Source organism: Agrilactobacillus yilanensis (assembly GCF_003946725.1).
Taxonomy (GTDB): domain Bacteria; phylum Bacillota; class Bacilli; order Lactobacillales; family Lactobacillaceae; genus Agrilactobacillus; species Agrilactobacillus yilanensis.
Genome location: NZ_RHOY01000002.1, coordinates 145,105 through 167,525, shown reverse-complemented (window position 1 = coordinate 167,525; position 22,421 = coordinate 145,105). Strand labels below are relative to the sequence as shown.

The following is a 22,421-nucleotide window of genomic DNA, read 5'->3' as shown; positions in this document are numbered from 1 at the left end:
TTAATGAATCAAAAGGCGATTACAAATGCCCAGAACTTCCACAAGAGTTTCCCACAATATAAGGAAACACCTTTAGCTGAACTAAAGAACATGGCTGGTTTCTTAGGCTTAAACGATATGTTTGTAAAAGATGAATCTTATCGTTTTGGCTTAAATGCTTTTAAAGTATTAGGTGGTTCTTTTGCAATGGCTAATTACATTGCTGAAAGACTAGGTAAAGACGTCTCTGAAATCACTTATGACGTTATGGTTTCACCTAAATTAAAAGAAGACTTAGGCCAAGTTACTTTCTACACAGCAACTGACGGCAACCATGGTCGTGGTGTTGCTTGGGCAGCTAACAAATTAGGTCAAAAATCAGTTGTTTTGATGCCTAAAGGCTCTACTAAAATGCGCTTTGATAACATCAAAAAAGAAGGCGCTGAAGTTACAATTGAAGACGTCAACTATGACGAATGTGTGCGTAAAGCTAATGCTTTGGCAGAAGCTAACGAAAACGGCGTAATGGTTCAAGATACTGCTTGGGACGGCTATGAAAAGATCCCAACTTGGATTATGCAAGGTTACGGCACAATGGCACTTGAAGCTGCAAAACAATTACGTGAAGCTGGCGTTGAACGTCCAACACACGTCTTCATTCAAGCAGGTGTTGGTAGTTTAGCTGGGGCTGTTGTTGGTTTCTTCGCTAACTTGTTCCCTGAAAACCCACCAATCATGACGGTTATGGAAGCACAAGTTGCAGATTGCTTGTACCAAACAGCTGAAGCAAATGATGATAAGATTCATTTTGCAACTGGCGATTTACAAACAATCATGGCTGGCTTAGCTTGTGGCGAACCAAATACCATTTCATTTGATATTTTGAGAAACCACGTTGCCAACTTCGCTTCTTGCCCAGACTGGGTTACTGAACGCGGCATGAAGATGTTAGGTGCACCAATCAAAGGCGATCCACAAGTTGTTTCCGGTGAATCTGGTGCCGTTGGTATGGGCTTAGTTTCAACATTAATGCAAGATCCAGCTTATGCTGATATGAAAGCACAATTACAATTGGATGAAAACTCTAAAGTATTGATGTTCTCTACTGAAGGGGATACAGATCCAGATAATTACAAGAAAATTTTATGGGGGATTAATAAATAATGACTAAAGTAGAATTAGATTACAATGCAATTAAAGAACAAGCTGCTAAATATCAAGACGCAATGACTAAGTTCTTGCGTGACATGGTTAAAATCCCTGGCGAAAGTGCTGAAGAAGGCGACAAGATAGCCCGTGCCAAGGAAGAAATGGAAAAAGTTGGTTTTGATAAAATTGAAGTTGACCCAATGGGTAACCTATTAGGCTATATGGGTACTGGTGAAACTTTGATCGCCTTAGACGGTCACATCGATACAGTTGGTATCGGCGAAATCAAGAACTGGAAATTTGATCCATATGATGGCTATGAAACTGAAACTGAAATCGGTGGCCGTGGTACTTCTGACCAAGAAGGCGGGATCGCATCTGCAGTTTATGGCGCTAAAATCATGAAAGATTTAGGTCTTTTAAATGATAAATATACTGTTTTAGTTGCTGCTACTGTTCAAGAAGAAGACTGTGATGGCTTAAACTGGCATTACATCATCAACGAAGACAAGATTCGCCCAGAATTCGTTGTTTCTAACGAACCTACTGATGGTGGTATCTATCGTGGACAACGTGGCCGTATGGAAATCCGCGTTGACGTTAAAGGTTTATCTTGCCATGGTTCTGCTCCAGAACGTGGTGATAACGCAATTTACAAGATGGCTGATATTTTACAAGACGTTCGTGCTTTGAACAACAATGGCGCTGGCGATAGCACTGTTATCCGTGGCTTAGCTAGAATGTTAGATGAAAAATACAACCCAGAATGGAAAGAAGCACGTTTCTTAGGCCAAGGTACTGTTACTGCTTCACAAATCTTCTATTCTTCACCAAGTCGTTGTGCCGTTGCTGATGGCTGCTCTGTTTCATTAGACCGTCGTATGACTGCTGGCGAAACTTGGCAAAGCTGCTTGGAAGAAATTCGTCAATTACCTGCTGTTCAAAAATATAGTGACGATGTTGAAGTTTCTATGTACAACTATGATCGTCCAAGCTACACTGGTTTATCTTATCCTATCGAAGCTTACTTCCCAACTTGGGTTATCCCAGAAGATCACCCAGTTACAAAAGCATTGATGGAAGCACACCACAACTTATGGGGTGATGTTCGCCAAGGCCCTGCTGAACAAATCGAAATGCGTAAAGTTCGCCCATTGTTAGACAAATGGACATTCTCTACAAACGGTGTTTCTATCATGGGTCGTAATGGCATTCCATGTATCGGTTTTGGCCCTGGTGCTGAAGCTCAAGCGCATGCTTCTAACGAACATACTTGGAAGATTGACTTAGTACACTGTGCTGCTATGTTTGCTGCATTACCAACTGTATACGTTAATAACAACAAATAATAAGGGGACTTTAAATAATGGCTAACTTTGATGCATTAGTAAATAGCATTAGCAAATTAAACATTGAAAACATGTATGGTGAAGATTTTCAACAAACATGGACTAAAAGTGATGACGAATTAAACGCAACATTACAAGTTGCTGACGCTTTACGTAACTTACGTGAACGTAACATCTCTACACGGGTTTTTGATTCAGGTTTAGCAATCTCTATCTTCCGTGACAACTCTACTCGGACACGTTTCTCATTCAGTAGTGCTTGTAACATGTTAGGTTTAGCTATCCAAGATTTGGATGAAAAGAAATCTCAAATCGCCCATGGTGAAACTGTTCGTGAAACAGCAACAATGATCTCATTTATGGCTGACGTTATCGGTATCCGTGATGATATGTATATCGGCAAAGGTACAGCTTACATGAACGAAGTCATCAATGCCGTTAAAGAAAGTAACCGCGATGGTATCTTGGAACAACGTCCTAACTTAGTTGACTTGCAAGATGATGAAGATCATCCAACACAAGCTTTAGCTGATTTAGGCCACATCATCCATGAATTTGGTGGCGTTGAAAACATTAAAGGCAAAAAGATCGTTATGTCTTGGGCTTATTCTCCATCATACGGCAAACCCTTGTCTGTTGCGCAAGCAATTATCGGCTTGATGACACGTTATGGCATGGATGTTACTTTAGCTCATCCAGATGGCTACGAAGTTATGCCTGAAATCGAAGAAATTGCTAAGAAGAATGCTGCTAAATCTGGTGGTAAATTCACTAAGACTAACGACATGAAAGCTGCCTTCAAAGATGCAGACGTTATCTACTGCAAGAGCTGGGCACCATTCAAAGCTATGGAAGAACGGACTGACTTATACGGCAAAGGCGACTTTGACGGCATCGATAAGTTAGAACAAGAATTATTAGCTCAAAATGCTGAACATAAAGATTGGGCTTGTACTGAAGATATGATGAAATTAACTAAGGAAGGCAAAGCATTATACATGCATCCATTGCCTGCTGACATCACTGGCGTTTCTGCTGAAGAAGGCGAAGTTGACGCTTCTGTATTTGATCGCTACCGTGATGAATTATACAAACAAGCTAGTTTCAAACCTTACATGATCGCTGCAATGATCTTCTTGAGCAAATTCAAAGATCCTGCAAAAGTATTGAAAGAATTAGAAGCTCGCGGCACACAACGTCACGAATTCAAATAATACACTAGATTACATTAATGTTTGAAAGAGGCTAGTATTTATGAAAAAAGTAGTTGTAGCTTTAGGAGGTAATGCATTAGGGAATAACCTACACGAACAGATGGAAGCTGTGAAAACAACTTCAAAAGCCATCGTCGATTTAATCGAAGAAGGCTATGAAGTTGTTCTATCTCACGGCAACGGCCCGCAATCTGGTATGATCCAGTTGGCAATGGGACAATTAACGGAACTTGATCCGGATAAATATCCGGAAGTTCCGTTATCTGTTTGTGTAGCTATGAGCCAAACATATATTGGCTATGACCTACAAAATGCATTACGTGAAGAATTATTGCACCGTGGCATTAACAAACCAGTGGCTACAGTAGCCACACAGGTTGTTGTAGACAAAGATGATCCAGCTTTCCAAAATCCTACAAAACCAATTGGTCGTTTTATGTCCAAAGAAGAAGCTGAAAAACGGGCTGCTGAAACAGGCATCCAAATTATGGAAGATGCCGGTCGTGGCTATCGTCAAGTTGTCGCTTCTCCAAGACCAAAAGCAATTGTTGAAGAAGATACAATCAAAGCTTTGATTGATGCTGATCAAACAGTTATTGCTTGTGGTGGTGGCGGTATTCCCGTCACTCAAGAAGCCAATGATCATTTGAAAGGTGCTGGCGCAGTTATTGATAAAGACTTCTGCAGTGCTTTATTAGCAGAACGAATTGATGCTGATATGTTAGTTATCTTAACGGCCGTTGAAAATGTTGCTGTTAACTTTGGCAAACCAGATCAAAAAGCATTGACTGACGTAACCGTTGATCAAATGAACCAATATATTAAAGAAGATCAATTTGCACCAGGCTCTATGTTGCCTAAAGTTGAAGCTGGTATTCAATTTGCTAACTCCAAACCAGGTCGCAAAACATTGATCACATTATTAGAAAAAGCAAAAGATGGTTTAGCAGGTAAAACTGGGACAACAATCCAAGCTTAATAGTTAATCGAATAATTTTTGGAGGCAATCTTATGATTAAAAAGGCAGTTAACTCTGACGGCGCACCTAGCGCTGTTGGACCTTATTCTCACTCAGTTTTAGCAGGCGACACATTGTATGTTTCTGGTCAATTAGGCCTAGATCCAGCCACTGGCAAATTAGCTGATGGCGTTGCCGCTCAAGCAAAACAAGGTCTAACAAACCTTGGTGCAATTTTGAAAACATCTGGTTTAGACTATAAAGATGTTGTCAAAACAACAGTTTTCTTAAAGGATATTAATGATTTCGCCACAATTAATAAAATTTACGGTGAATATTTCACAGAACTATTGCCTGCACGTTCTTGCATTGAAGTTGCAAACTTACCAGCAGGGGGTCTCTTTGAAATTGAAGCCGTAGCTATTAAAGATTAATAGCTTCGACTTGTAATCACGCAGTTGTTACACGTTGAAGGAAAGGGTCATATCTATGAATGAAAAGAAATCAGGAGGCCTATTCAATTATGATGGTAAGGTTTCATTAGGGGAAGTTGCACCAATCGGACTGCAAAATGTAATGGCCGCAATTGCGGGTATCATTACACCAGGTATAATGATTGCAAAAGCAACAAACCTTAGTGCCGCAGATACGACACTGATGATCCAAATCTCATTGGTCATGGCTGGTATCGCGACATTAATGCAGTTATTCCCTATCTTTGGCATTTTCGGCGCACGTTTACCTGTAATACTAGGGTCTAGTTTTGCATGTATGCCAATCTTATTAGTAATTGGTAAGGACTATGGTATATCAGATATATTCGGCGCCACTGTCGTCGGGAGTATCGCAGTAATATTGTTGGGGTTTGCATTTAAGAAGATACGTTTCTTATTTCCGCCTATTGTATGCGGAACCGTTATTTTAAGCATTGGGCTTTCGTTATTCCCAGTGGCCATTAAGTATATGGCCGGTGGTGAAGGCAGTGCAAATTTCGGTTCAGCACAAAATTGGTTAGTGGCAATCGTCACATTCTTGGTGGTATTTGTCCTAAATTATTTCTCTAAGGGCTTGTTGAGATTATCATCGATCTTAATTGGTATGGTCGTTGGTTATGCTTTTGCTTTCTTCTTAGGTATGGTTAATTTTGACGCGGTAAAATCTGCGGGTTATTTTCAAATTGTTGAACCATTGCACTTTGGGATGTCTTTTCATGCCGTTCCAATTATTACATTAACAATTGTCTTTATTGTTGAAGTTGTCCAATCTGTTGGTCAATTCTCAGCAACAACGACTGGTGCTATGGGCCGGGAAGCAACGGACAAAGAATTGTCTGGTGCGATTACTGGACAAGGTCTAGCTTACTTGTTAGGCGGTTTCTTCGGTGCAGTACCAGTGGGCACTTTTGGTCAAAATGTCGGTCTCACCATCGACACAAAGGCTGTCAATAAATGGATCCTGACTTTTGCGTCAGGCATCCTTATTGTTGCCGGATTTGTACCAAAATTGTCTTCACTTTTGGTAACGATTCCATACGCGGTAATTGGTGGGGCGACACTTTCTGTCTTCTCTATTATTGCCATGACTGGGATCAAAACAATCGCTTCAGCTGGGTTAACTTCGACGAACACTGGTATTGTGGGCTTGTCATTAGCAGCTGGGATTGGCGTTGCCCAATCTCCAAATTCTTTACAAGGTTTCCCAGAATGGGTTTACACAATTTTTGGCAGTTCTGAAGTTATTTTGACAACAATCCTAGCAATTGTTTTAAACTTAGTTTTAAATAGTGTTAAAGATTATCAGCAAGGTAGAAAAATCAAAGCCAAAAAGGAAGATGTCAAGGCAGCACCAATCAGAAATCACAATTAAAGTGATAACTTGACTTCAGAGAGAAGGTAAAAAACATGGAAGCTATTTTTAACCTCATTCACAATGAATTACAAAAAGGAAATGATTTAGAACTCGTCTCAATCGTTGATAGTTCAGGCTCAGCACCAAGAGGTTCTGGTGCACACATGTTAATTGGCGCGCAAGGGTATCTTGGCGGCACAATTGGCGGCGGCAGTATTGAATACAAGAGTATCAGTATTGCGGGAGAACTGTTGGCTAATAAGGTTAGTGAACTAAAACATTTCAATCTATTGCCTAATGATGATTTAGGCATGCTCTGTGGTGGAAAGGCGACCGTGCTTTATACCTTCTTGAATCATGAAGATACGGTGACAAAAGATGTTTTCCAACAAATCGTTGCAAAGTCTGATCAACACGTGGAAGCTTGGTTATTAACGAAGCTTGTTGATGAAACAGAAGCAACGCTTGGCTTTTATAGTGAAGATACGCAATTCATCGGTATTGATGCCGACATGGCTTATTTAACTATAAAACCAAATTGTTGGACGGCTGACGGGGCAACTTATTTCGTGGAACCCATCAGTCAAAGCGATAAAGTTTATATTTATGGCGCAGGCCATGTAGCAGAGGCATTAGTACCGGTGCTACATAATTTGAACTTTTATACGGTTGTCTTAGATGACCGAACAAACTTATTAACACGGGAACATTTTGCAACAGCAGATGAATTAAAACTCGTGGACTTCTCAAAAGATGACTTAGCACAAAAATTGACGGCACAGGATTATGGGTTGGTTATGACACGCAGTCATGAAGCGGATTATCAAATGGAAGTGCAGCTTTTAAATACACCCGCCTTTTATTTGGGGATAATTGGCAGTCGTTATAAGATTTCTAAGCATGCACGTCGCTTGATGGATGAGGAAGGGTTTACAAAAGAAGAAGTCGCACGGTTGCATTGGCCAATTGGTCTGGATATTAATGCAGAAACCCCTGCAGAGATCGCAATTAGTATTGCCGGAGAACTGATTAAAGAACGGGCAACACAATATCAAGAAGTTGTCGATCAGAAAGCTTAATGTATCAACCGTGTTAGGGTTTTCACTATATTGTGAAAACTAACAAAAAATCTAGAGCCTAAAAATGTTTTTGGTGTTATAATAAATGTGAATTGATTAACAATCTATATGGAGGTGTTCTGATGTATACCTTAACGGTGAATGGCGAAACCGTCTCATGTACTGAAGATAAAAAGTTGATGCACTTTTTACGTGATGACTTAGGGTTAACTGGAACAAAAGATGGCTGTAGTGAAGGCTCGTGTGGCGCGTGTACGGTATTAATTAACGGAAAAGCTTCTAAGAGTTGCTTATTTAACTTATCAAAAGTTGAAGGCAAAGAAGTAACAACCGTTGAAGGCCTTTCACAACGGCAAAAAGATGTTTTTGCTTATGCTTTTGGACAAGCTGGGGCTGTCCAATGCGGCTATTGTATTCCAGGGATGGTTATTTCAGCAGTTGGCCTGTTGAATAAAAAACCAAATCCAACAGAACAAGAAATTCGTAAAGGCATTCGTGGCAATATTTGCCGCTGTACTGGGTATGTTAAAATTATTGAAGGGATTCAAATTGCCGCTAAAATGCTGCGGGAAGATGAACCTATTCCAGAAGCAACAACTGACGGACATTTAGGTGAAGACTTAATCCGGGTGGATGCTGCTGAAAAGACAACCGGTGTTGGTAAATACGCTGATGACATCACAGATATGGATGTACCAGGTATGTTACATGCTTCTGCTGTCCGGGCTGCTTACCCACGGGCTAAAGTTTTGAAAATTGACACGACTAAAGCGCTGGAACATCCAGACTGTGTTGCTGTCTTAACGTCTAAAGATGTACCTGGCAATAACAAGATTGGGCATTTGGAATTTATCTCTGATTGGGATGTTATGATTCCAGAAGGCGAAATTACCCGCTATGTAGGGGATGCCATTGCCTTAGTTGTTTCCAAAAACAAAGAAACCTTAGAAGAAATTAAAGATTTAGTGGTTGTAGATTATGAAGAATTGACACCAATGGTTACTTGTGAAGCAGCTTTAGCTGAAGATGCACCGTTGATTCATGAAAAAGGGAATTTACTATCCCATGAACATGTTATTCGGGGTAATTCTGATGAAAAATTAGCCAATTCTAAATATGTCGTTAAACAACACTACTCTGTGCCAATTAATGAACACGCCTTTATGGAACCAGAATGTGCCGTTGCGATGCCTGAAGACGATGGTGTGTTATTGTACACCGGCGGTCAAGGGATCTATGACGAACAACGTGAAGTTAGCCGGATGCTAGGCCTTGAAAAACCACAAGTACACGTTAAATCAATGCTTGTTGGTGGTGGCTTTGGTGGTAAAGAAGATATGAGTGTGCAGCACCATGCTGCTTTAGCGGCTTATGTCTTACAAAAACCGGTTAAAGTGCTATTGAGCCGTCAAGAAAGTTTAATGATCCATCCTAAACGTCACGGTATGGAAATGGACTTCACAACTGGCTGTGATGAAGATGGTAATTTGACAGCAATGAAAGCGGTTATTTACGCAGATACTGGTGCCTATGCTTCCTTAGGTGGCCCTGTCTTACAACGGGCATGTACCCATGCGGCCGGTCCATACAAATATCAAGATATTGATATTGAAGGTTTCGGTGTTTATACAAATAACCCACCATGTGGCGCTTTCCGTGGCTTTGGGGTTTCTCAAACAGCCTTTGCAATCGAAAGCAACATTAACATTTTAGCTAAAAAAGTGGGCATTTCACCTTGGCAAATTCGTTATCAAAATGCAGTTGAACCTGGGGATGTCTTGACAAATGGCCAACTCGTTTCTAGCAATGCTGCTTTGAAAGAATCCTTATTAGCCGTTAAAGATGCTTATGATAATGCCGAAGTTGCCGGTGTCAGCTGCTTCTTCAAGAACAGTGGGATCGGTGTTGGCTTAGATGACTACGGTCGTTGTATCGTGTCCATTGAAAATGGTAAGATTCATGTTCGTGCCGGCGCTTCATGTATTGGTCAAGGTTTTGCAACTGTTGCAACACAGATTGCCTGCGAAACTTTAGATCTACCAGCAGATATGATTATTGCTGAAGCACCAGATACTAGACGGACACCAGATGCTGGGACAACAACAGCTTCTCGTCAATCTCTAATTACTGGTGAAGCGATCAAACGTGCTGCGGGACAATTGCGGGTTGATATGGATATGGGTCACGCAATTAAAGAATTAGAAGGCAAAGAATACTATGGTGAATTTAATCCAGTAACAGATCCATTAAATTCTGATAAAGATAACCCAATTAGCCACGTTGGTTATGGGTATGCCTCAGAAGTTGTAACCCTTGATGAAAAAGGCAAGATTGATAAGATCACAGCAGCCTATGATGTAGGTCAAGTGATTAATCCGAAATCTGCTTCCGGCCAAATTGATGGCGGGATTGTCATGGGGATGGGTTATGCATTAACAGAACACTTCAAACTTGAAGATGGTTACGTTAAAGCGAAATATGCGAACCTCGGCTTATTAGACGCAACAAAAGTACCAGAAATTGAAACTAAGTTTGTTCAAAGCAAACAAATTCATGAAGGTATTGCTTACGGTGTCAAAGGTGTTGGGGAACTAGCCACAATTTTACCGGCTCCAGCTATTGCTGGCGCATACTACGCTATGGATGGGGAACTTCGTCCAACATTACCAATAGCCAATACCCCTTATGAGAAAAAACGCTAATTTAAGGGATTGAGAACAATGCATCTGACAGCAGTGATTTTAGCCAGCGGTTTTTCACATCGCATGGATCCAAAGAACAAGTTATTTCTGACATATCAAGGCCAGTCTTTTTTAGCGCACAGTCTTGAACTAGTTGCTCAGTTACCTTGTACGCAACGGATCTTAGTAATCAGTGCTGCTGATGCACAACAATGTCAAATTCCTGAAAATTTTGAAGTTGTCATCAACCATGGGCAAGCTAAAGGCCTCAGCCACAGTGTGGTTTTAGGGACACAAGCGGCCCTTGGCGATGCCTACTTATATTTACCAGTGGATCAACCTTTGTTGACCATTGAACATTTGAGTCCGTTGCTTCAAGCAGCGCAGTCTAACAAAATTATTTATCCTTTCGTGAATGGGTTACCAACAAATCCTATGATTTTTGGTAGCCTATTTCGCGTTGATTTATTAAACTTAAAAGGGGATCGGGGGGGCAGTCAGGTCATGCGTCAGCATCCCGAAGCCACGATCCCTATACATATGCCCACTGAATTAATCAGTGGTTTTCAAGATTTTGATACACCAGAACAATATCAGCGCTTAGTGGAAGGTGGGTTCAAGCGATGAGTATTTACTTAAATTGGGCAGCAACGTCTTACCAAAAACCAGCGGCGATGACGGATGCGGTCACAGCATATTTACAAAATAACCATTATGAAAATCAAAATCGCGCTTTAGCAGGGGTTGAAGCCACCAGTATTGCCTTGCATACTCGTGAAGTTTTGGCTAAACTTTTTAATGTATCTGATGCCAGTAATGTTTTGTTCACGGAAAATGCAACCATGTCCTTAAATATGGTTTTAAATGGCTTATTAAGATCAGGGGATCATGTGTTAACGACACAAATGGAGCACAATGCGGTTATTCGCCCCTTGGAACGGTTAAAAGATGACGGTGTGACAGTGACTTACTTACCGTGTGATCAGACCGGCTATTTACCACCTGAAACCATTAAGCCAGCTGTGTTGCCGAATACAAGTGCCTTTGTGATGACCCACGCTTCTAATGTAGTAGGGACAATTCAATCAGTAACGGAATGTTTCAAGATTGCCCATGAATTAGGCCTCGTCACAGTTTTAGATGCTTCTCAAACGGCAGGGTATTTGCCAATTGATATGGTTGCAATGGGGATTGATATTTTAGTTTTTACTGGTCATAAGAGTTTGTTAGGTTTAGCAGGCATCGGTGGTTTTTGTTTGGCACCGGGGCTAGCCGATCAAATTGAACCATGGTTAGTGGGCGGTACCGGCAATGCCTCAGAGTTACCGCGGCAGCCGAACTTTTTGCCGGATAAATTTGAGCCAGGCACCCCCAATACAATTGGAATTTTGAGTCTAGGCGCTTCAGTCAAGGCACTACAGGCTATGGGCTTGGCCAAAATTCAACAGCAAGAACAAGCGTTGACAGCGCAGTTCTTGGCGGGCTTGGCGGAACTACCGGTAACGGTTTATGGGCCTAAAGATGCCACTAAAATGGTCCCGGTGATTTCGGTGAATGGCCAAGGGATTGATCCCGGTGAGCTGAGCTGGGCTTTACATGATCGGGCGGGCATTATTACCCGCTGCGGCCTCCATTGTGCACCAATGGCACATAAAACTATTGGTACTTTTCCAGAGGGGACGGTACGCTTTAGTTTAGGGTACACCACGACCGCTCAAGAAATTGAGACAACTTTGACAGCATTAGCGACTGTATTGAAAGAAGGCGTTTAGTATTATGACAGAAGATTTTTTATCAAGTTGTACTTCGGGTGGCTGCGGCGCTAAAATTGCCGCCAGTGATTTAAGCAGTTATTTGAGGGCTTTACCGCATAGTCAAGATCCTAGTTTATTGGTAGGCTTTAGTAGTGGCGATGACGCGGCTGTTTATCAAACGGCTGAAGATCAAGCTGTAGTCAGTACTTTGGACTTCTTTTCACCAATGGTGGAAGATCCCTATGTTTTTGGCACGATCGCAGCGGCAAACGCACTAAGTGACGTTTATGCCATGGGTGGTAAGGCCATCATGGCATTAAATGTGACTTGTTTTCCAGAACGGCTGCCTAAAGAAATGTTAGGTCAAATTTTGGCGGGCGGCGCTGCTAAAGTGCAAGAAGCTGGGGCTGCTTTAGCTGGTGGTCATTCAATTTATGACCATGAACCAAAATATGGCCTGGCTGTTACCGGTTTAGTGGATCCTAGAAAGCTCATCCATAATGACACGCCTGAAACCGGGGATACATTGATTTTAACAAAGGCTTTAGGGGTGGGAATCATCCTAGCTGCGGATCGAGCCAAAGTAGGGGATGCTGCAGCAACACAAGCCGCAATTGCGTCGATGCAGCGGTTAAATAAGTATGCCACCGATAAATTCCCAGCTTATCAAATCCACGCTTGTACCGACATTACTGGTTTTGGTTTATTGGCCCATGGGTTGGAGATGGCTGGCACAGACCATACGTTAGTGCTGGACACTGAAGAGCTGCCAATCTTGCCAAAAGCATTAGATTTTGCCAATGATTATTTAGTTACTGCCGGTGGTCAGCGGAATCGAGAACAAATTGGCGATAAAGTGGCCTTAAGCAATGTGCCATTTGGTCTGCAGGAGATTTTATTTGATCCGCAAACATCAGGGGGCTTATTAATCAGTGTGGCTACTGAAGATGCGGCCGATTTATTAGCTGCGATACAAGTCGATGATCCAGTGGCACGGATTGTTGGGCTAGTTACAGATCGTGAAGAAAATCCAATCACACTACTCTAATTTAAGAAGGTATAGATTATGAAAACAATTCATATTGATGCATTAGGCAAACCTTGTCCATTACCAGTTATCGAAACAAAAAAAGCGATTCAAAAATTACCTGCAGAAGGCGGTGACATAATCGTCCTAGTAGATAATGAAGTGGCGATTAAAAACATTACTAAAATGGCAAATGGCAATGGCTATACCGTAGACAGTAAAACAGAAGGTGATGGTTTTGCGGTAACGGTTACAGTGACACCACAAGCAACAGCTGAAAAACCAAAAACTGGGGCAGTTATTTGCTTTAGCCGTAATGTGATGGGTGAAGGTGACGATACTTTAGGTAAGAATTTGATGAAGACCTATATTTACTCCCTAACTGAAATTACCACACCACCAGAACAATTATTTTTCTATAATGGCGGCGCCTTTTTGACAAATAAAGATTCTGATGTTTTAGAAGATTTAAAAACACTAGAAGCTAAAGGTACACAAATTAGTACTTGTGGGGCTTGCTTAGATTTTTATGAAATTAAAGATCAGTTGGCCATTGGCGACATTACAAATATGTTTACAATTACAGAAGTTATGAACCAAGCTGAAAAGACCATTATTTTATAGTTACCTATATAAGGAGGGTTAACTTGGATTATTTGTTTACATTTACCAATACCCATCATGCCATTCATGCCAGTGATACATTTGAATCTAAGTTGCCTGTCCGTGTGATGCCACTACCAGGGCAACTAGGGGATGCCTGCGGGATTTGCCTGCGGGTAGCTGATGAACATTTAACCGAAGCTAAAGCATTATTGGCGACGGCAGACATTCCAGTACAGCAAATCTATCAAATACAAGTTGTTGATGGTCATAAGGTTTATCAAAAATGCGATTAGTCGATTGTTTGGCATTAACAGACCACGCCGTGATTGGCATTATCGGCAGCGGCGGTAAGACAACTTTAATGAATTATCTTGCGCAATGTTATCAGAAACAGCGGGTTTTAATGACGACAACCACACATATTTTAAAACCACAGCCCACTGAATTTGATCGCTTTTTAATGCCGGAAGAACTAACGAAGCCAGGATTGCCGGGTATTAATGTCACTGGTATAGCGACACCGACACCAATTGGTGAAAAACTTAGCGGTATTGATTTGGCAATTTTACAACAAGCATTACCAAATTTTGACAAAGTTTTAATTGAAGCAGATGGTGCTAACCGTAAGTCTTTAAAGGCTTGGCGGTCAGGAGAACCAGTATTACTGCCAGAAATGACCACAACGATTGGTGTTTTACCAGTCCATATTTGTGGCCAGCCATTGACAGAAACACTAATTCACCGGTTACCACTATTTTTGAAGTACGGGCCATTTGTAGTGGGCCAACCGATAACACCAGCTGTTTTAGCTGCTGTCATTCAAGCATCAACCGGTTTACTGGCGCAATTAACGCCTACGCGGTTGTTAATTTTGAATCATGTCACTGATGCACAAACTTTGGCTAATGCTAAAGCTGTCGTGGCAGCAATGGAACCAAAGAACCGGCAATTATTCGATCGAATTATTGCCGCGGACACAACAACACAATGGGGTGAAATTTTATGGGACAGTCAATCCAAGACACACTAGTGATTATCCGTGGTGGGGGTGACTTAGCAACAGGGGTCGCTCAAAAAATTGCCCATGCGGGTTTTAAACTGATCATGTTAGAAACTGAACAACCAATGATGATTCGGCGGTATGTTTCTTTAGGCAGTGCGGTTGCTGACGGCAAAGCCACTGTTGAAGACATTACAGCTGTATTAACTTCTGAAGAAAATATTGAAAAAGTATGGAAAAACGGAGACATTCCTGTTATAGTAGATTCGAAAGGTGATATAATTCACACACTTAAGCCGTCGATTGTGATTGATGGCATTCTAGCGAAACGAAATATTGGGACCAATCATTCAATGGCCCCTGTAACCATCGGCTTAGGCCCTGGTTTTAAAGCCCCTGATGATGTGGATGCAGCCATTGAAACAATGCGCGGCCATGATTTAGGCCGGATTATTGTAAACGGGGAACCTTTGGCAAACACTGGTGTACCTGGTGTAATTGCTGGTAAAAGTGATGAACGTGTTATTTATTCACCTGCCACCGGACGCATGCGATACAAACATCATATTGGTGATCAAGTGCAGAAGGATTCAGTACTATTTTATTTGGATACAACACCTGTTTTGTCGCCGCTTAGTGGCACACTGCGCGGATTAATTGCTGAAGATACTTGGGTTGAAAAAGGCCTTAAAATCGCAGACGTTGATCCTAGACCGAATATTGCTTGCGACCACATCTCCGATAAGGCGCGTGCCATTGGGGGAGGCGCCTTAGATGCAGTGTTAATGCTCGGACGTCAAAAAGGAATTTTATAGCCGCACTGTCATACAATGTCTAGAGGCTGAACCAGGTTGAAAAACAATTTGGTTCAGTCTCCTTTTTTTAGAAGAACTCATAAAAATATTCTTTATAGCTAAAAATCATTCAGCTATCCGTAAAGTGACGATTGTCAAGTAAAATTAAGGATTTAGTGGATTTTACAGTTATAAAAATAAGGGTTATGCCTATAAAAAATTTTCATAACTAAAAATTATTGAGTTTTCAAAACAGTGTGCTATAGTGAACTTGTAAGCGTTTTAACCTAAACTTTTACTTAACGAAAGTTGAGTTTAAGCATATAAAAAAATTGGATTATCTTAGAAAGGATGATTGTAATGGCTTTAGCAAAAATCGTTTATGCAAGTATGACTGGGAACACAGAAGGAATTTCAGAAATTCTTGAGGAACAACTAAAGGCAAAGGGTCTTGATGTTGAACGCATCGAAGCTGAAGATGCTGACAGCGATATTTTTGAAGATGCAGATGTATGCATCGTTGCTACTTATACTTACGATGATGGTGAATTACCATTTGATTTTGAAGACTTTTACGAAGATTTAGCTGACGAAGATTTATCTGGCAAAGTTTACGGCGTTGTAGGCAGTGGGGATAGCGAACTTTATCCTGATTACTTCTGCCATGCTGCTGAATTGTTTGATGAAGATTTCGCTAAGACAGGGGCTACTAAAGGTAGCGAACTTGTTAAAATCGAAAACGATGCTGACGATGAAGATACAGCAAGACTTCAAAAATTTGTTGACGAAGTAGTCGCAGCACAAGGATAAACTGAGCGTTGATGGGCCTGCAAGGCAAGCCCGGAAGCAACTTATAGAGGTGTGTAAAACAAGATGAATAATGAAACTGGACAAAAACATTTAAAAACAATGGATGGGAATACAGCAGCCGCATGGATTTCTTATGCGTTTACTGAAGTTGCTGCAATCTATCCAATTACACCAAGTTCAACAATGGCCGAAGTCGTTGATGCTTGGGCTGTAGCAGGTAAGAAAAACATCTTTGGCGAACCTGTCAAAGTCGTTGAAATGCAATCTGAAGCTGGCGCTGCTGGTGCGGTTCACGGCTCTTTAAAAACTGGGGCGTTAACAACTACTTACACTGCTTCACAAGGTTTACTATTGATGATTCCAAATATGTTCAAAATTGCAGGTGAATTATTACCTACTGTTTTCCATGTTGCTGCTCGTGCCGTTTCTACAAACGCTTTGAGTATCTTCGGGGATCATAGTGACGTTATGGCTGCACGTCAAACTGGCTTTTGTATGTTAGCTGAAAGCGGTGTCCAAGAAGTTATGGACTTATCTGCTGTCGCACATTTAGCTAGTTTGGAAGGCAAATTGCCATTCATGAACTTCTTTGATGGTTTCCGGACCAGTCATGAATTACAAAGAATTGAAGTTATCGATTATGATGACTTAAAAGGTATGATGGATCTTGATGCTTTGGCTGATTTCAGAAGCAGAGCAATGAATCCTAACCATCCAGTTGTTTCTGGGACTGCACAAAATCCAGATATTTATTTCCAATCTCGTGAAACTGTTAACCAATTTTACGATAAGATGCCTGCACTTGTTAAAAAATATATGGACAAGATTAACGCACTTCGGGGCACAAACTATGATTTGACAAACTACTATGGTGATCCAGAAGCAACTGAAGTTATCGTTGCAATGGGTTCTGTAGCACCAACTGCAAAACAAACCGTAGATTACTTAAATGGCCAAGGCCGTAAAGTTGGTTTTATCAACATGCACTTGTATCGTCCATTCCCAACTGAAGACTTATTGGCTAAAATGCCTAAGACCGTTGAACGTGTTGCTGTCTTAGACCGTACTAAGGAACCTGGTTCAGAAGGCGAACCATTGTTACTTGATGTACAAAGTGCTTTATATTCACATCCAAACCGCCCAGTTATCATCGGCGGCCGTTATGGGATTGCTTCTAAGAACGTAACACCAGATCAAATTGAATCTGTTTACGATCATTTGCAATTACCAGAAGAACAATTAAAACAACGCTTCACAATTGGTATCGTTGATGATGTTACAAATACATCATTACCTAAATACCCTGTCCTAGACTTAACACCTAAATCTATTTATCAAGCTAAGTTCTGGGGCTTTGGTTCTGACGGTACAGTTGGTGCGAATAAACAAGCCATCAAGATTATCGGGGATCATACCGGTCAATATGCCCAAGCTTACTTTGCTTATGATTCTAAAAAATCTGGCGGTTTGACATTATCTCATTTACGTTTTGGTCACGAACCAATCGAATCTACTTACTATGTTGAAAAACCTGACTTTGTTGGTTGTCATAACGCTTCATACATTCATGAATATGACTTATTGAAGGGCTTGAAAGATGGCGGGACATTCCTATTTAATACAACTTGGGATGAAGCCAAAACACGCTTGCTCTTACCAGCAAACATTAAGAAATATTTGGCACAACACCATATTAACTTCTACATTATCAACGCCTTTGACATTGCTCAAAAAGTAGGTCTAGGTCGTCGGATTAACCAAGTTATGTCCACTGCTTTCTTTGAATTAAGTGGCATCTTGAAACGTGACGAATTTGTTAAGTATTTACGTGACGAAGTTGATAAAGCTTACGGTAAGAAATCTCGTGAAATCGTTGAAAAGAACTGGGCTGCTATTGATGCCACTTTTGATGAATTACACAAGATTGATGTTCCTGAAGATTGGGCTAACGTAGATGAAAAGCCAAAAGCTGAAGATTCTAACGTACCTAGTTATGTTAAGAACATCTTAGAACCAATCAATCGTCAAGAAGGGGATAACCTAACTGTTAAAGACTTGATTGATAACGGGATGCTTGGCGGGGATATGCCAATGGGCACAACAGCTTACGAAAAACGTGGCGTTGCCCTTGAAGTTCCTGAATGGATTCCAGAAAGATGTACAGAATGTAATACTTGTGCTTTTGTATGTCCACATGCTGCTATTCGGCCATTTGCTGCAGATGATGAAGAAATGGAAGAAGCACCAGAAGGCTACATCACAAGAGATATGAAGGGTGCCGATGGCTTGAAGTATCGGATCCAAGTTTCTGTTGAAGATTGTACTGGTTGCGGACTTTGTGTTGAAGCTTGTCCTGCCAAAGGTAAAGCTTTAGTTATGAAGCCTTACGCTGAACAAAAAGAACAAGCTCAAAACTGGGCTTTTGCAATGACATTACGTCAAAAAGCAGTACCATTTAAAGTTGAATCTGTTAAAGGTTCTCAATTCAAACAACCATTGCTTGAATTCTCAGGCGCTTGTTCTGGTTGTGGTGAAACAGCTTACATCAAGTTATTGACGCAATTATATGGGGATCATATGCAAATTGCCAATACAACAGGCTGCTCATCTATCTGGGGTGGTTCTTCACCTTCGACACCATATACGACTGACGAAAACGGCCGTGGCCCTGCTTGGAGTAACTCTTTATTTGAAGATAATGCTGAATATGGCTTCGGGATGTATATGGCTAACCAACACAAACGTGAACGTTTAGCTAACAAGATCCAAGCTGCGATTGATGCAAAAGTCGGCTCTGAAGACACACAAGCTTTGTTACAAGCTTGGTTAGACAACAAAGACGATGGCGCTGGCACACGGCAACGTGCTGCTAAGTTAACAGCTGCTTTGAAAGCTGAAACAGATCCAGTATTACAAGACATCGCTAAAGATGAAGATGCCTTTGCTAAGATTAGCCAATGGATCATTGGTGGTGACGGCTGGGCTTACGATATCGGCTTCGGTGGTATCGACCACGTTCTAGCTAGTGGTGAAGATATAAATATCTTTGTTATGGATAATGAATTGTACGCCAATACTGGTGGCCAAATGTCTAAAGCAACACCTGCTTCTGCAGTTGCTAAATTCGCAGCTGGTGGTAAGAAGACAGCTAAGAAAGATCTTGGTATGATTGCTGCAACTTACGGTAATGTTTACGTTGCTCAAGTTGCCCTTGAAGCTAATCATGAACAAGCTATCAAAGCTATTGCTGAAGCTGAAAGTTATCCTGGCCCATCAATCGTTATCGGTTATGTACCATGTATCAACCATGGTATTAAAGGTGGTATGCGTAACTCTATCGCCCAAGTCAAAGAAGCCGTTTCTGGTGGTTATTGGCAATTGTACCGTTACGATCCAAGAATGGCACTTAAAGGCAAAGATCCAATGCGCCTAGACTTCAAGAAACAAAACTTCTCAGAAATTCCAGACTTCATGAAACACGAAACACGTTATGCTTCACTTTACAACGTGAAGAAAGACAATGCCGTTGTTGATGAAATGTTTGAAAAGACAGAAGCAGATATGAAAGAACGGACACAAACTTATGACCGTTTGGCAACAATGCGTAAAAATGCAGAAAAAGTAAATGCTAAAAAAGCAGAAAAAGTTTCTGATAAATAAAAACGTGTTCCTGAAAGAATGAAATCATGCACAGCCTAGCTTATATCCTCTGATTGAACTGGATTCTCACAAGGACAGTTTTTCACTTAGAATAAGTTAGTTTTTATAGGACCAGCCTGTGTGCAAGGCTTTGACTGGTCTTGATCCATAGTCATACTTTACTCCTTTCTTTTACCCCTAAAGTGACGGTTCAGCTCGTTGCTTTAGGGGTATTTGTATGCGTTAATTTTAAATAAAAGTTCCAAAAAATTATTTTTGCCACAAAAAAATATTTAAGTTTGTGCAAAAACATGCTATAATGTAAGCGTAGTCAATAATACGATCATTATCAAAATAGTTAGACGTTATAAAGAAGGCTTTTATATGAATGAATTGTGGATTGGTTTATTTGCTATTTTAGGTGGTAGTTTACGCTATGGCTTAAGCCAATGGTGGGCTTTAGATACTTTTCCAATTGGTACTTTAGCAGTTAACTTAATTGGCTGTTTTCTACTTAGCTTTTTAAACCAAACTTTGGCACATTCTAAAAGGGTGCCAACACAATTAACTTTAGGTATTGGCACTGGTTTTATCGGTGCATTTACAACGTTTTCTTCATTTATGAATGATGCTGTACAATTGATGCTACAAGCTCAATATTTTCGAGCAGGGATTTACTTAATTGGCAGTATTGGTTTAGGGCTGGGCTTTGGCTTTATCGGTTATTATGCAGGCCGTTATTGTTGGGCCAGTTTAATCGCCCAGCAGCGGGCACGGCGAGATTTAGCCGCGCGACAGATTCTATCAGAAATCGCCCCAACACAACGCGATTTAAAACATAAATAATTAGACTTTGTAATACATTTTGGGGGCACATTTATGAATTTTCTATTTGTCGGTGGCGGTGCTGCAATAGGTGCTATCTGTCGTTATGATTTAAGTCAATATATTAAACGGCGCCTTAACAATGGCTTCCCCTGGGCAACGCTAGCTGTCAATTTATTGGGTACGATTTTATTAGGTATCTTGGCCGCACGGTTGAATGTACAGGCTAATTTCTATTTATTTGCCGGTATTGGTTTTTGCGGTGGTTTTACAACTTTTTCAACAATGACCTATGAAGCAATCACTTTATGGCGTCAACAGAGTAAAGGTAAGGCCTTGATTTATTTAAGTCTCACCGTTGTTTTAGGTGTTATTTGTTTCATGACAGCATTTAAATTATTTAATGTATAATTAAAGTAATTTTAATACATCAAAAAAATAGCAAAATTTTGATGAATAGTATATAGTATAGTATAGCTAAAAAAATTTTTGCAAAATCCACAAAAAAGAAGGTTTAATCCATTATGCTAACAGATGACAAATTAAAGTTTCTGAGTCAAATTGGGAAAGCGCTTGCTCAACAATTCGGAAACAATTGTGAGGTCGTCATCCATAAAATCGATCCTGAAGATATGAATCACTCAATCGTCATGATAGAAAATGGACACGTCTCCTCACGCCAGCTCGGCGATGGCCCTTCGCAAGTTGTACTAGAGAGTTTGAAGAAAGATCCAAATAGATTGGAAAATCATATTAACTATCTGACCCGAACTCATGATGGCCGTGTTTTGAAATCCAGTACATTGTATTTGAAAGATGAACAAGGTAACTTGGAAGCCATTTTTGCGATAAACTATGATGTTTCTAATTTGATCGTTGCTGAAAACGTTTTAAAATCTTTGACAAAGACAGAAGACACCGGTAAATCTGCAAATCCAGAGGTCATTCCAAATGATGTTAATGAATTATTGGACGACCTGATTCAAGAATCTGTACGATTGGTTGGGAAACCTGTAGCTTTGATGAATAAAGATGATAAGGTCAAAAGTATTCAATTCTTAAATGAAAAGGGTGCTTTCTTGATTACAAAATCAGGGGATAAAATCTCTAAATTCTTCAATATCTCTAAATATACGTTATATAGCTATATCGATTTGAAAAAATAGTTTATGCTTAATATAAATAATAGCGACCAGGCCTATTTGACCTGGTCGCTATTTTAAGTTGGTACTGATTTTTGAAGTTTATTCTCGCTCTAGTTCTAAAACGCGTTCACTAGAGCAAAGCGCTCACCTAACTACGTCTAACTTGTAAGCAAAAACCGCTCACGGCGTTAGCCTAGGTTAGTGCTCGAGGCTTTCCCGCTTTAGTTCTCGCTCTAATTTAATCTAACGTGGTCTAAGGCTTTTATTAGATATTCAAAGTCAGGGCTATTGGTGAATTTAAATTGTTCATCTTCCAATTGATTATACTTTTCGATTAGCATGTAGGCAGACAAGTAGCGTTTTAAGGCGTCTTTACTTGCTCTAGTGTCATCTTCAGCTTTTAAATTAGAACCACTGACTACGGCTAATGCAAAGGCGTTTGGATCAATAGAAATTTTTTGTTTTGCCATATTGGAAACCTCATTTCGTTTTTAGATTCATAGCCATCATATAAATTATTATATTAGTTGTCAAGAAAACTTATAACAAAAACGGCCTATAATA

At 40.5% G+C, this 22,421-nt stretch carries 21 protein-coding genes; 20 read left to right on the top strand and 1 reads right to left on the bottom strand.

Features of this window, described 5'->3' with window-relative positions; genetic code table 11:
• Positions 1-3 precede the first annotated feature (3 nt).
• From dpaL to EKM93_RS02130, 20 genes are all read left to right on the top strand, one after another.
• Complete coding sequence (dpaL, locus tag EKM93_RS02225) at positions 4-1,143, top strand: diaminopropionate ammonia-lyase (RefSeq protein WP_376923061.1); 1,140 nt, start codon at positions 4-6, stop codon at positions 1,141-1,143.
• Complete coding sequence (locus EKM93_RS02220) at positions 1,143-2,477, top strand: YgeY family selenium metabolism-linked hydrolase (protein ID WP_125712625.1); 1,335 nt, start codon at positions 1,143-1,145, stop codon at positions 2,475-2,477. Before dpaL ends, EKM93_RS02220 begins: the two co-directional genes overlap by 1 nt.
• 17 nt (positions 2,478-2,494) lie before the next feature.
• Positions 2,495-3,691 carry a knotted carbamoyltransferase YgeW gene (gene ygeW / locus EKM93_RS02215; protein ID WP_125712623.1) on the top strand — a complete coding sequence of 399 codons (1,197 nt, stop codon included), beginning with the start codon at positions 2,495-2,497 and terminating at the stop codon, positions 3,689-3,691.
• Between the two features lie 40 nt (positions 3,692-3,731).
• Positions 3,732-4,670 carry a carbamate kinase gene (gene arcC, locus EKM93_RS02210; RefSeq protein ID WP_125712621.1) on the top strand — a complete coding sequence of 313 codons (939 nt, stop codon included), beginning with the start codon at positions 3,732-3,734 and terminating at the stop codon, positions 4,668-4,670.
• A gap of 32 nt (positions 4,671-4,702) precedes the next feature.
• Positions 4,703-5,083, top strand: a complete 381-nt coding sequence (locus EKM93_RS02205) for a RidA family protein (protein ID WP_125712619.1) — start codon at positions 4,703-4,705, stop codon at positions 5,081-5,083.
• 55 nt (positions 5,084-5,138) lie between these two features.
• Positions 5,139-6,515 carry a nucleobase:cation symporter-2 family protein gene (locus EKM93_RS02200; RefSeq protein WP_125712617.1) on the top strand — a complete coding sequence of 459 codons (1,377 nt, stop codon included), beginning with the start codon at positions 5,139-5,141 and terminating at the stop codon, positions 6,513-6,515.
• A gap of 35 nt (positions 6,516-6,550) precedes the next feature.
• Positions 6,551-7,576 carry an XdhC family protein gene (locus EKM93_RS02195; protein ID WP_125712615.1) on the top strand — a complete coding sequence of 342 codons (1,026 nt, stop codon included), beginning with the start codon at positions 6,551-6,553 and terminating at the stop codon, positions 7,574-7,576.
• A gap of 122 nt (positions 7,577-7,698) precedes the next feature.
• Positions 7,699-10,278 (top strand): selenium-dependent xanthine dehydrogenase, encoded by a 2,580-nt coding sequence (xdh, locus tag EKM93_RS02190; protein WP_125712612.1) that lies wholly within the window; start codon positions 7,699-7,701, stop codon positions 10,276-10,278.
• Positions 10,279-10,296: 18 nt separating this feature from the next.
• The gene (locus EKM93_RS02185; protein ID WP_125712610.1) at positions 10,297-10,884 is read left to right on the top strand and encodes a nucleotidyltransferase family protein; all 588 of its coding nucleotides are present in this window, start codon (positions 10,297-10,299) and stop codon (positions 10,882-10,884) included.
• Positions 10,881-12,029 carry a selenocysteine lyase SclA gene (sclA, locus tag EKM93_RS02180; protein ID WP_125712608.1) on the top strand — a complete coding sequence of 383 codons (1,149 nt, stop codon included), beginning with the start codon at positions 10,881-10,883 and terminating at the stop codon, positions 12,027-12,029. Before EKM93_RS02185 ends, sclA begins: the two co-directional genes overlap by 4 nt.
• A gap of 4 nt (positions 12,030-12,033) precedes the next feature.
• The gene (selD, locus tag EKM93_RS02175; protein WP_125712606.1) at positions 12,034-13,059 is read left to right on the top strand and encodes a selenide, water dikinase SelD; all 1,026 of its coding nucleotides are present in this window, start codon (positions 12,034-12,036) and stop codon (positions 13,057-13,059) included.
• A gap of 18 nt (positions 13,060-13,077) precedes the next feature.
• Positions 13,078-13,662 (top strand): sulfurtransferase-like selenium metabolism protein YedF, encoded by a 585-nt coding sequence (gene yedF / locus EKM93_RS02170; protein WP_125712604.1) that lies wholly within the window; start codon positions 13,078-13,080, stop codon positions 13,660-13,662.
• Positions 13,663-13,685: 23 nt separating this feature from the next.
• Entirely contained in the window at positions 13,686-13,937 is a 252-nt protein-coding gene (locus EKM93_RS02165) for a DUF3343 domain-containing protein (protein ID WP_125712603.1), read from the top strand.
• Entirely contained in the window at positions 13,928-14,674 is a 747-nt protein-coding gene (yqeC, locus tag EKM93_RS02160; RefSeq protein ID WP_125712601.1) for a selenium cofactor biosynthesis protein YqeC, read from the top strand. Before EKM93_RS02165 ends, yqeC begins: the two co-directional genes overlap by 10 nt.
• The gene (gene yqeB, locus EKM93_RS02155; protein WP_125712598.1) at positions 14,647-15,459 is read left to right on the top strand and encodes a selenium-dependent molybdenum cofactor biosynthesis protein YqeB; all 813 of its coding nucleotides are present in this window, start codon (positions 14,647-14,649) and stop codon (positions 15,457-15,459) included. Before yqeC ends, yqeB begins: the two co-directional genes overlap by 28 nt.
• Positions 15,460-15,798: 339 nt before the next feature.
• Positions 15,799-16,248 (top strand): flavodoxin, encoded by a 450-nt coding sequence (locus EKM93_RS02150; protein WP_125712597.1) that lies wholly within the window; start codon positions 15,799-15,801, stop codon positions 16,246-16,248.
• 63 nt (positions 16,249-16,311) lie between these two features.
• The gene (gene nifJ, locus EKM93_RS02145; RefSeq protein ID WP_125712595.1) at positions 16,312-19,908 is read left to right on the top strand and encodes a pyruvate:ferredoxin (flavodoxin) oxidoreductase; all 3,597 of its coding nucleotides are present in this window, start codon (positions 16,312-16,314) and stop codon (positions 19,906-19,908) included.
• 363 nt (positions 19,909-20,271) lie between these two features.
• Entirely contained in the window at positions 20,272-20,733 is a 462-nt protein-coding gene (locus EKM93_RS02140) for a fluoride efflux transporter FluC (protein WP_125712593.1), read from the top strand.
• Between the two features lie 33 nt (positions 20,734-20,766).
• Positions 20,767-21,123 carry a fluoride efflux transporter CrcB gene (gene crcB, locus EKM93_RS02135; RefSeq protein WP_125712591.1) on the top strand — a complete coding sequence of 119 codons (357 nt, stop codon included), beginning with the start codon at positions 20,767-20,769 and terminating at the stop codon, positions 21,121-21,123.
• Between the two features lie 113 nt (positions 21,124-21,236).
• Entirely contained in the window at positions 21,237-21,878 is a 642-nt protein-coding gene (locus EKM93_RS02130) for a helix-turn-helix transcriptional regulator (protein ID WP_125712589.1), read from the top strand.
• Positions 21,879-22,090: 212 nt separating this feature from the next.
• Here the strand turns inward: EKM93_RS02130 and EKM93_RS02125 are convergent, their stop codons facing one another.
• Entirely contained in the window at positions 22,091-22,327 is a 237-nt protein-coding gene (locus tag EKM93_RS02125; protein WP_125712587.1) for a hypothetical protein, read from the bottom strand.
• Positions 22,328-22,421 lie beyond the last annotated feature (94 nt).

Excerpts from the sequence above, each read along its gene's own strand:
- dpaL (WP_376923061.1), top strand. The coding sequence starts at position 4 with ATGAATCAAAAGGCGATTACAAATGCCCAGAACTTCCACAAGAGTTTC.
- EKM93_RS02220 (WP_125712625.1), top strand. The coding sequence starts at position 1,143 with ATGACTAAAGTAGAATTAGATTACAATGCAATTAAAGAACAAGCTGCT.
- ygeW (WP_125712623.1), top strand. The coding sequence starts at position 2,495 with ATGGCTAACTTTGATGCATTAGTAAATAGCATTAGCAAATTAAACATT.
- arcC (WP_125712621.1), top strand. The coding sequence starts at position 3,732 with ATGAAAAAAGTAGTTGTAGCTTTAGGAGGTAATGCATTAGGGAATAAC.
- EKM93_RS02205 (WP_125712619.1), top strand. The coding sequence starts at position 4,703 with ATGATTAAAAAGGCAGTTAACTCTGACGGCGCACCTAGCGCTGTTGGA.
- EKM93_RS02200 (WP_125712617.1), top strand. The coding sequence starts at position 5,139 with ATGAATGAAAAGAAATCAGGAGGCCTATTCAATTATGATGGTAAGGTT.
- EKM93_RS02195 (WP_125712615.1), top strand. The coding sequence starts at position 6,551 with ATGGAAGCTATTTTTAACCTCATTCACAATGAATTACAAAAAGGAAAT.
- xdh (WP_125712612.1), top strand. The coding sequence starts at position 7,699 with ATGTATACCTTAACGGTGAATGGCGAAACCGTCTCATGTACTGAAGAT.
- EKM93_RS02185 (WP_125712610.1), top strand. The coding sequence starts at position 10,297 with ATGCATCTGACAGCAGTGATTTTAGCCAGCGGTTTTTCACATCGCATG.
- sclA (WP_125712608.1), top strand. The coding sequence starts at position 10,881 with ATGAGTATTTACTTAAATTGGGCAGCAACGTCTTACCAAAAACCAGCG.
- selD (WP_125712606.1), top strand. The coding sequence starts at position 12,034 with ATGACAGAAGATTTTTTATCAAGTTGTACTTCGGGTGGCTGCGGCGCT.
- yedF (WP_125712604.1), top strand. The coding sequence starts at position 13,078 with ATGAAAACAATTCATATTGATGCATTAGGCAAACCTTGTCCATTACCA.
- yqeC (WP_125712601.1), top strand. The coding sequence starts at position 13,928 with ATGCGATTAGTCGATTGTTTGGCATTAACAGACCACGCCGTGATTGGC.
- yqeB (WP_125712598.1), top strand. The coding sequence starts at position 14,647 with ATGGGACAGTCAATCCAAGACACACTAGTGATTATCCGTGGTGGGGGT.
- EKM93_RS02150 (WP_125712597.1), top strand. The coding sequence starts at position 15,799 with ATGGCTTTAGCAAAAATCGTTTATGCAAGTATGACTGGGAACACAGAA.
- nifJ (WP_125712595.1), top strand. The coding sequence starts at position 16,312 with ATGAATAATGAAACTGGACAAAAACATTTAAAAACAATGGATGGGAAT.
- EKM93_RS02140 (WP_125712593.1), top strand. The coding sequence starts at position 20,272 with ATGAATGAATTGTGGATTGGTTTATTTGCTATTTTAGGTGGTAGTTTA.
- crcB (WP_125712591.1), top strand. The coding sequence starts at position 20,767 with ATGAATTTTCTATTTGTCGGTGGCGGTGCTGCAATAGGTGCTATCTGT.
- EKM93_RS02130 (WP_125712589.1), top strand. The coding sequence starts at position 21,237 with ATGCTAACAGATGACAAATTAAAGTTTCTGAGTCAAATTGGGAAAGCG.
- EKM93_RS02125 (WP_125712587.1), bottom strand. The coding sequence starts at position 22,327 with ATGGCAAAACAAAAAATTTCTATTGATCCAAACGCCTTTGCATTAGCC.